The 8,237-nt window shown below is 75.1% G+C and carries 8 protein-coding genes; 4 read left to right on the forward strand and 4 right to left on the reverse strand.

From position 1 onward, the window contains the following. The first annotated feature begins 54 nt into the window (after positions 1-54). Together AMK31_RS37660 and AMK31_RS37665 are read left to right on the forward strand one after the other, a co-directional pair. Positions 55-1,491, forward strand: a complete 1,437-nt coding sequence (locus tag AMK31_RS37660; RefSeq protein ID WP_079187106.1) for an MFS transporter — start codon at positions 55-57, stop codon at positions 1,489-1,491. Positions 1,492-1,546: 55 nt separating this feature from the next. Then, positions 1,547-2,311 (forward strand): SDR family NAD(P)-dependent oxidoreductase, encoded by a 765-nt coding sequence (locus AMK31_RS37665; RefSeq protein ID WP_073945248.1) that lies wholly within the window; start codon positions 1,547-1,549, stop codon positions 2,309-2,311. Between the two features lie 47 nt (positions 2,312-2,358). On the opposite strand, the gene AMK31_RS37670 is transcribed toward AMK31_RS37665, so the two are convergent. After that, complete coding sequence (locus AMK31_RS37670) at positions 2,359-3,603, reverse strand: ROK family protein (RefSeq protein ID WP_073945249.1); 1,245 nt, start codon at positions 3,601-3,603, stop codon at positions 2,359-2,361. 27 nt (positions 3,604-3,630) lie between these two features. Continuing rightward, a complete protein-coding gene (locus tag AMK31_RS37675; protein WP_073945269.1) occupies positions 3,631-4,293 on the reverse strand; it encodes an alpha-ketoglutarate-dependent dioxygenase AlkB family protein in 663 nt (220 codons plus the stop codon). Positions 4,294-4,371: 78 nt separating this feature from the next. On the opposite strand from AMK31_RS37675, the gene AMK31_RS37680 reads away from it, so the two are divergent. Then, on the forward strand, positions 4,372-5,520 hold the full coding sequence (locus tag AMK31_RS37680; RefSeq protein ID WP_073945250.1) for a methyltransferase: 1,149 nt from the start codon (positions 4,372-4,374) through the stop codon (positions 5,518-5,520). Here the strand turns inward: AMK31_RS37680 and AMK31_RS37685 are convergent. Both AMK31_RS37685 and AMK31_RS37690 read right to left on the reverse strand, forming a co-directional pair. Beyond that, a complete protein-coding gene (locus AMK31_RS37685; protein WP_073945251.1) occupies positions 5,495-6,361 on the reverse strand; it encodes a class II fructose-bisphosphate aldolase in 867 nt (288 codons plus the stop codon). The genes AMK31_RS37680 and AMK31_RS37685 overlap by 26 nt on opposite strands. 22 nt (positions 6,362-6,383) lie before the next feature. Then, positions 6,384-7,265, reverse strand: a complete 882-nt coding sequence (locus AMK31_RS37690; protein WP_073945252.1) for an SIS domain-containing protein — start codon at positions 7,263-7,265, stop codon at positions 6,384-6,386. 124 nt (positions 7,266-7,389) lie between these two features. Here AMK31_RS37690 and AMK31_RS37695 point away from each other — a divergent pair, with 124 nt between their 5' ends. Further along, positions 7,390-8,169, forward strand: a complete 780-nt coding sequence (locus tag AMK31_RS37695; RefSeq protein WP_073945253.1) for a DeoR/GlpR family DNA-binding transcription regulator — start codon at positions 7,390-7,392, stop codon at positions 8,167-8,169. Positions 8,170-8,237 lie beyond the last annotated feature (68 nt).

The following is an 8,237-nucleotide window of genomic DNA, read 5'->3' on the forward strand; positions in this document are numbered from 1 at the left end:
ATCCAGAATGCGATCCACACATGAGGGGGATTCATGAGCACGAAGGGGGGATTCATGAGCACGGTGGAGGCCGCGTCGCCCCACGCCGCGTCGCCCCACGCCGCGTCGCCCCACGCCGCGTCGCCCCACGCCGCGTCGCCCCACGCCGCACCGCCCCGCACCGGGCCGAAGAGCGGCAGCCGCCTGCCCTTCGCGCTGCTCGGTTCCTTACAGGTGACCCTGATCTTCACGCTGGCCGCCGTCGCCGTGCCGCTGCCCGAGATCGGGCGCCGGTTCGGGCTGGCGCGCGAGGAGCTGATCCTGCTGAGCGCGGCCTACGGGCTCACCTTCGCGGGGCTGCTGCTCATGGGCGGGCGCCTCGCCGACCGGTACGGCGGGCGACGGGCCCTGCCGACCGGGCTGCTGCTCTTCGGCGCCGCCTCGGCCGCCGCGCCGCTCGCCCCCGGATATCCGGCGCTGCTCGCCGCCCGGTTCGCGCAGGGCGCCGGGGCCGCCCTGGTGGCGCCCGCCGCGATGGCCGTGGTGCGCGCCCTCTTCCCCGAACCGCCCGCGTACCGGCGGGCGATGGCGACCTGGGGCGGTCTGTCGGTGCTCGGCGCCACGGCGGGCAACCTGCTCTCCGGTGTCATCTCCGCACTGCTTTCCTGGCGTTGGGCGTTCGCCGCGCCCCTCGTCGTCACGGCTGCCGCCCTGCCGCTCGTGCCCCGGCTCCTCCCCGACGACCGCCCGGCGGCACCCGGGCCCCGCCTCGACGTCGCCGGCGCGCTCCTCGCGACGGCCGGGCTCGTGTCGCTCAGCTACGGCCTCGTCCTCACCGACGCCCGGCCCTGGGACTCGGCGCCGGTCCTCGGGCCGGTCGCCGCCGGGGGCGTCCTGCTCGCCGTCTTCCTCGTCGTGGAGCGGCGCACGGCCGACCCGCTGCTGCCGCCCGGTTTCCTGGTCGACAGGCGGCGCGCGCTCGGGCTCGTCGCGACCTCGCTGACGGCGGCCGGGACCAGCACCGTGTTCGTCCTGTTCGCGCTGCATCTGCAGGAGGAGCGGGGGTGGTCGGCACTGCGCGCCTCGGCCGCGTTCGTGCCGTTCGCGCTGGCCCTGCTCGGCTCCGGACGGGTGGCGGGGCCGCTCGTCGGACGGCTCGGCCCCGTCGCGGTCACCGGCGGCGGGCTGGCCGTGGGCGCCGCCGGGCTGGGGCTGCTCGCCCTCACCGGCCTCGACCCGGACGTCCCCTACGGCTACGGCGTCCTGCCCGGCCTGGTCCTGCTCCCGGCCGGTGCCGCCGCGGCCTTCGCCGGCGCGGCCGTGCTGGCCACCGACCGGGTGCCCGCCGCACGCACCGGGCTGGCCGGCGGGGTGCACAACACGGCGATGGAGATGGGGCCCACCGTCGTCTTCGCCCTGCTGCTGGCCACCGGCGGCGACCGGGCGAGCCTCGCCGCGACGGCGGCGCTGTTCGCGCTCGCAGCTCCCCTGCTGCGCCTCGCGCGCCCCTGAACCACTCCCCTACGACAACCTCGTTCAACTCCCTTGCCTCGAAAGGCGGATCATCATGTCCCGCAACCGTTTCAGCGACCGCACCGTCCTCGTCACCGGCGCCGGTTCCGGCATCGGCCGTACCACCGCCCTGGCGTTCGCCGCCGAGGGCGCCCGGGTCGTCGTGGCCGGGCGTGGCCGGGCGGCGCTCGACGAGACCGTCGCCCTGATCGAGGCGGCCGGCGGCACGGCGTTCGCCCGGACCGCCGACGTGAGCCGCGCCGCCGACGTGGCGGCGCTGGTGCAGGCGGCCGTCGACCGGTTCGGCTCGCTCGACGTGGCCGTCAACAACGCGGGCGTCTTCCGGGGCGGGCCGCTTCCCGAGATGTCCGAGGAGGACTGGCGGACCGTGCTCGACGTCAACGTCACCGGCGTCTTCCTCGCGATGGCGGCCGAGATCCGCCGGATGCGCACCCAGCCGGGCGGCGGGGCGATCGTCAACGTCGCCTCCAACCTGGGCACCCACCAGCAGGCGAACGGCACGACCGCCTACGCCGCCACCAAGGCGGCCGTGACCTCGCTGACCCGGGGCGCCGCCCTGGAGCACATCGGGGAGGGCGTCCGGATCAACGCGGTCAGCCCGGGCGCGTCGGCGACCACCATGTCGCTGCAGCCCGGCGAGTCCGAGGAGGACCGGGCCGTGCGGATGAAGGAGCAGTCGCCGCTCGGCCGTGTGTCGTCCACCGAGGAGGTGGCGGAGGCGGTGCTGTACCTGGCGTCCGACGCGGCCGCCTCCCTGGTGGGCACCGACCTGGTGATCGACGGCGGCGCCTCCCTCTGACGCCCCGCGTCAGATACCGGCCGGCGGCGGCCCGCTGACACCCCGCGTCAGGAACCGGCCAGCGCCCCCAGCGGATCGTCCAGCACCGGCTGCCAGGCCAGCTCCGCCGCTCCGACCAGGCTGTTGTGGTCGAGCGTGCAGGGCAGGATGGGCACGCCGCCGCTGCGGCCCCACAGGCTGCGGTCGGCGACCACCGCGCGCAGCCGTTCGGGGTCGGTGTCGAGGAGGGTGCGGTGCAGGCCGCCGAGGATGATCCGGTCCGGGTTGAGGATGTTGACCAGCCCGGCCAGGCCGAGGCCGAGCCGGTCGATCAGCGCCTCGGCGGCCGTGCGCACGGCCGGGTCGTCGTACTCCTCGCGCAACAGGTCGTTGGCCTGTTTCAGCAGCGACACCTCGGGACCGGGCGCGCGGCCCGCTGTGGTGAGCAGGGCCAGCGGGTCGGCCTCCACGTCGAGGCAGCCGCGGCTGCCGCAGTGGCAGGGCCGGCCCTCGGGGTTGACGGTGAGGTGGCCGACCTCCAGGGCGAGGCCCGAACTGCCGGAGTGCAGCCGCCCGTCGAGCACCAGCGCCCCGCCGACACCGCGGTGCCCGGTGGCCACGCACAGCAGGTCGCGGGATCCGCGCCCGGCGCCGTGCCGGTGCTCGGCGAGCGCGGCCAGGTTGACGTCGTTGGCGGCGAAGGCGGGCCCGGTGATGCCGGCGGCGCGGACGCACTCGGCGAAGATCTCCCGCACCGGCGCCCCCGCCGGCCAGGCCAGGTGCAGCGGGTTCAGGGCCAGGCCCTCCGGTTCGGCGACCGCGGACGGCACCGCGAGTCCGGCGCCCACGCACCGCCGCCCGGTCTCCCGCAGCAGTTCCGCGCCGGCCTCGACGACGGAGCCGAGCACCTTGGCCGGGTCGGCGTCGACGGTCTCGCAGCCGGGCGCGGTGGCGACGATCCGGCCGCCGAGGCCGACCAGCGCGGCCCGGAAGCCGTCGGCGTGCACCTGCGCGGCGAGCGCGACGGGGCCGTCGTCGGCGAGCCGGAGCCGGTGCGAGGGGCGGCCCTGGGAGCCGGCGGCGGCGCCGGGCCGGGCGTCGACCCGGATCAGGCCGAGCGCCTCCAGTTCGGCGGCGACCGCGCCGGCCGTGGCGCGGGTGACGCCCAGTTCGGCGGTGAGCACGGCGCGGGTGGGTGCGCGTCCGGTGTGCACGAGCTCCAATGCGGGCCCGAGCGCGCCGCGCCCCCGGTCCAACCGCGTCCTCGAGGTGGTCCCTGCCCCCGTCGGCCGGGGGTCCGCCTTGCCGCTCATGAGGGGGAGTCTCCCATGATCCGTTCGTCAGGCGGCGGCCGGGAAGCCGCTGACCCGCAACGTCACGTTGAGCCGCCCGCGCAGGCCCAGGCCGGACGGGGCGGTCCCGGCGTACACGCGCGGTACCCCGTGGTAGGCGAGCCGGGACGGCCCGCCGAACACGAACAGGTCGCCGCTGCGCAGTTCCACGTCGGTGTAGGGGCGGCTCCGGGTCTCGGTGTTGCCGAACCGGAAGACGCAGGTGTCACCGAGGCTCAGGGACACCACCGGGGCGTCGGAGCGTTCGTCGGCGTCGCGGTGCATGCCCATGCGGGCGTCGGCGTCGTAGAAGTTGATCAGGGCGATGTCGTACGCCGCGTCCGTGGCCGCGTCGGGGCCGAGGGCGTCGGCGGCCGCGCGCCGGCCCAGCTCGCCGAGCCAGTCCGGGAACGGCTTGACCGGGGTGTGGTCGCCGTCGACGACCGTGCGGGCGTAGGCGTACGGGTACCAGTGCCAGCCGAGGCAGACCTGGCGGGCGGTCATGGTGCCGCCGCCCGGGGTGCGCACGGTGCGCAGTCCGGCGGGCGGGCGCGCCCAGTCCCGGCAGGCCGCCAGCAGCTCGCGCTGACCGTCGGGATCCAGCCAGTCCGGGACGTGCACCGCGCCGGGCGCGACCGGCGTGCGGTCTCGGGGGAACAGCTCGGCGTCCATGCCGTCCATCCTGCCCCACCGTCCCCCACCGCCTCTGAGCTGCGGCTCGGCTAGCCTTGACGCACGATGAACGACCGTATGACGACCCCCTGGGGCGAGCTGGCGCTCACCCGTTTCCCCGAGGACCCGCGTGACCGCCTGCGGGCCTGGGACGCCTCCGACGCGTATCTGCTGCGGCACCTGGCGGACCGGGAGGTGCCGCTGACCGGCACGGTCGTGATCGCCGGCGACCGCTGGGGCGCGCTGGCGACGGCGCTGGCGGCGCACGCGCCGACGCAGATCACCGACTCCTTCCTCGCCCAAAAGGCGACCCGCGCGAACCTGGCGCGGGCCGGGGTGCGGCCGGGCACGGTGCGGCTGCTCACCACGCAGGACCCGCCGCCCGAGCGGATCGACGTGCTGCTGGTGCGGGTGCCGAAGAGCCTGGCGCTGCTGGAGGACCAGTTGCTGCGGCTGGCGCCCGCGCTGCACGCGGACACGGTGGTCGTCGGCACCGGAATGGTGAAGGAGATCCACACCTCGACGCTTCAGCTGTTCGAGCGGATCATCGGGCCGACCCGTACCTCGCTCGCCGAGCAGAAGGCACGGCTGATCTTCGCCACGCCGGATCCGTCGTCGCCGCGGCCGGAGAACCCGTGGCCGTACAGCTACACGCTGCCGGACGGCATCGGGCCCGCGTCCGGGCACACGGTCGTCAACCACGCGGGTGTGTTCTGCGCCGACCGGCTGGACATCGGCACCCGGTTCTTCCTGGGGCATCTGCCGCCGAGCCGCGGGGCCGAGCGGGTGGTGGACCTGGGCTGCGGCAACGGGGTGGTCGGTACGGCGGTGGCGCTGGCCAATCCGCAGGCCGAGGTGCTGTTCGTGGACGAGTCGTTCCAGGCGGTGGCGTCGGCCGAGGCGACGTACAAGGCGAACGGGGTGCCGGGGCACGCGGAGTTCCGGGTCGGGGACGGGCTGGCGGGGGTGGCGTCCGGCAGCGTGGACGTGGTGCTCAACAATCCGCCGTTCCACTCCCACCAGGCCACGACGGACGCCACGGCCTGGCGGATGTTCACCGGCGCCCGGCGGGTGCTGCGGCCGGGCGGTGAGCTGTGGGTGATCGGCAACCGGCACCTCGGGTACCACGTGAAGCTGCGTCGCCTGTTCGGCAACAGCGAGGTGGTGGCGAGCGACCGGAAGTTCGTGGTGCTGAAGGCGGTCAAGCGCCGCCAGGGGGTGTCGTGAGGACACGGATGATCCGCGTCACCGTCTCCGCCATCGCCTCCCGGCCCACCGTCAGGTAGCCGCGGGAGTCGACCGCCTCGGGGTGGGCGGCGAGATAGGTCCGGATCGCGGCGGTCATGGCGATGTTGAGGGCCGTGCCCACGTTGACCTTGGTGATGCCGCCCGCCACCGCCTCGGTCAGCTCGTCGTCCGGCAGCCCTGAGGAGCCGTGCAGCACGAGGGGTACGTCGAGGGCGCCGGCGAGGCGTTTGAGCAGGGCGTGGTCGAGGCGGGCGGTGCGGGTGGTCATGGCGTGGACGCTGCCGACGGCGACGGCGAGGGCGTCGACTCCGGTGTCCGCGACGAAGGCGCGGGCCTGCGCCGGATGCGTGCGCGCGCCGGGCGCGTGGGCGTCCAGCGGGGGCCGCCCGTCCTTGCCGCCGACCTCCCCCAACTCGGCCTCGATCCAGAGCCCTTGGGCATGCGCCCAGTCGGCTGCGGCACGGGTGGCGGCCAGGTTCTCGGCGTACGGCAGCCGGGCCGCGTCGTACATCACGGAGCTGAACCCGGCGTCCGGCGCCTGCCGCAGCAGGCTGTCGCTCTGCACGTGGTCGAGGTGCAGGGCGACGGGCACGGCGGCCCGTTCGGCGGCGGCGACGGCGGCGCGGGCCAGCGGCAGGAGCCGTCCGTAGCGGTACTTCACGGCGTTCTCGCTGACCTGGAGGACGACGGGCGAGCCCGCAGCCTCCGCGCCGGCGACGACGGCCTCGATGTGTTCCAGCGTGATGATGTTGAAGGCGGCCACGGCGGAGCGGGCCCCGGCGGCGCCGGTGACGAGCCCGCCGGTGGGGACGAGAGGCACGGTCTGTCCTTTCCGGCGCGGGTCAGGGCGCGAGGATCACCGAGCGGGTGAGGTGGCGGGGCCGGTCGGGGTCGAGGCCGCGGGCGGCGGCGACGGCGACCGCGAGGCGCTGGGCGCGGACCAGTTCGGCGAGCGGGTCGAGGGTGCCCGCGACCCACTGGGCGCCGGTGGCCCGTACCTGTTCGGCGAGGCCGGGGGGTGCCTCGCCGAGCATCCAGGTGGCGGTGCCGTGCGTGGTGACGCTGATGGGACCGTGCCGGTACTCCATGGCCGGGTAGGACTCGGTCCAGGCGCGGGCGGCCTCGCGCATCTTCAGCGCGGCCTCGTCGGCCAGACCGACGGTCCAGCCCCGGCCGAGGAAGGTGAACTGGGTGCGGTCCGCCAGCCCTTCGGGCAGGTCCTCGGCGAGGGCGGTACGGGCGTCGGCGACGACGGCGTCGGTGTGCAGGCCCAGGTGGGCGCGGAGCAGGGTGAGCGCGGTGGTCGCGAAGCGGGTCTGCACGACGGAGCGTTCGTCGGCGTGGTCGAGCACGACGAGGTCGTCGGCGACCTCCATGACGGGGGTGCGGGGGTCGGCGGTGATCGCGGTGGTGCGCACCCGGCCGCGTGTCTTGCCGAGCAGTTCGAGCACTTCGGTGGTGGTGCCGGAGCGGGTGAGCGCCACCACGCGGTCATACGGGCGGTCGTGCGGGAACTCCGAGGCGGCGTAGGCGTCCGTCTCGCCCTGCCCGGTGCTCTCGCGCAGCGCGGCGGCGGCCCGTGCCATGAAGTACGAGGTGCCGCACCCGACGACCGCGACCCGCTCCCCCGGTGCGGGCAGGGCGGCACGGTGTCCGGGGGCCTCCGCGGCGGCCCTGGTCCAGCACTCCGGCTGGGTGCGCAGCTCGTCCTCGACATGTGTCATGCCGTAACCCCTCCCTGCGGTGATTGTTTTTGCAAGATAGCGCGAGTTTTCAAGCATCTTCAAGCATTCGACGGAAGGCGGGGTGCGCTAGGGTCGCCGGGAGGACATGGAATGGAGGGTGCGGATGTCACGCGACGCCCGCTGGAAGGCGCTGCTGGAACTGCTCGTCGAGCGCGGCCGGCTGGACGTCGAGGAGGCGGCCGCCGAGCTGGAGGTCTCGGCCGCGACGATCCGCCGGGACTTCGACCAGCTCGCCGAGCAGCAGATGCTCGTCCGCACCCGGGGCGGCGCGGTGGTGCACGGGGTGTCGTACGAGCTGCCGCTGCGCTACAAGACCGCCCGCCGCGCCTCCGAGAAGCAGCGCATCGCCAAGGCGGTGGCGGAGCTGATCGCGCCCGGCGAGGCGGTCGGGCTGACCGGGGGCACGACCACCACCGAGGTGGCCCGCGCGCTGGCCGTGCGCGGCGATCTCGGCTCCGGATCGCCCGCGCTCACCGTGGTCACCAACGCGCTCAACATCGCCAACGAGCTGGCCGTACGGCCCCAGTTCAAGATCGTGGTGACCGGCGGGGTGGCGCGGGCCCAGTCGTACGAGCTGATCGGGCCGCTCGCGGACGGCGTCCTGGCCCAGGTCACGCTGGACGTGGCGGTGCTGGGGGTCGTCGCCTTCGACGCGGTGCACGGCGCCGCCGCGCACGACGAGGCGGAGGCCGCGATCAACCGGCTCCTGTGCGAGCGCGCCGAGCGGGTGGTGGTCGCCGCGGACTCCAGCAAGCTGGGGCGCCGGGCGTTCGCCCGGATCTGCGGCACGCGCGAGGTGGACACGCTGGTCACGGACACGGCGGCGGACGAGGCCACGGTCCGCCGGTTCGAGGACGCGGGGGTCCGGGTCGTCGCGGTGTGACCGCCCGCGGAAACCTAGGGCGTGTCCGCAAAGTGGTTGGCGCGTTGGTCTGTTCGTGGTGCGTCGTC

Source organism: Streptomyces sp. TSRI0107 (assembly GCF_001905845.1).
Classification (GTDB): Bacteria; Actinomycetota; Actinomycetes; order Streptomycetales; family Streptomycetaceae; genus Streptomyces.

Bases quoted from the DNA above. Each gene is read 5' to 3' on its own strand.
- AMK31_RS37690 (WP_073945252.1), bottom strand. From the start codon at position 7,265: ATGACACATGTCGAGGACGAGCTGCGCACCCAGCCGGAGTGCTGGACC.
- AMK31_RS37670 (WP_073945249.1), bottom strand. From the start codon at position 3,603: ATGAGCGGCAAGGCGGACCCCCGGCCGACGGGGGCAGGGACCACCTCG.
- AMK31_RS37675 (WP_073945269.1), bottom strand. From the start codon at position 4,293: ATGGACGCCGAGCTGTTCCCCCGAGACCGCACGCCGGTCGCGCCCGGC.
- AMK31_RS37695 (WP_073945253.1), top strand. From the start codon at position 7,390: ATGTCACGCGACGCCCGCTGGAAGGCGCTGCTGGAACTGCTCGTCGAG.
- AMK31_RS37680 (WP_073945250.1), top strand. From the start codon at position 4,372: ATGACGACCCCCTGGGGCGAGCTGGCGCTCACCCGTTTCCCCGAGGAC.
- AMK31_RS37665 (WP_073945248.1), top strand. From the start codon at position 1,547: ATGTCCCGCAACCGTTTCAGCGACCGCACCGTCCTCGTCACCGGCGCC.
- AMK31_RS37660 (WP_079187106.1), top strand. From the start codon at position 55: ATGAGCACGGTGGAGGCCGCGTCGCCCCACGCCGCGTCGCCCCACGCC.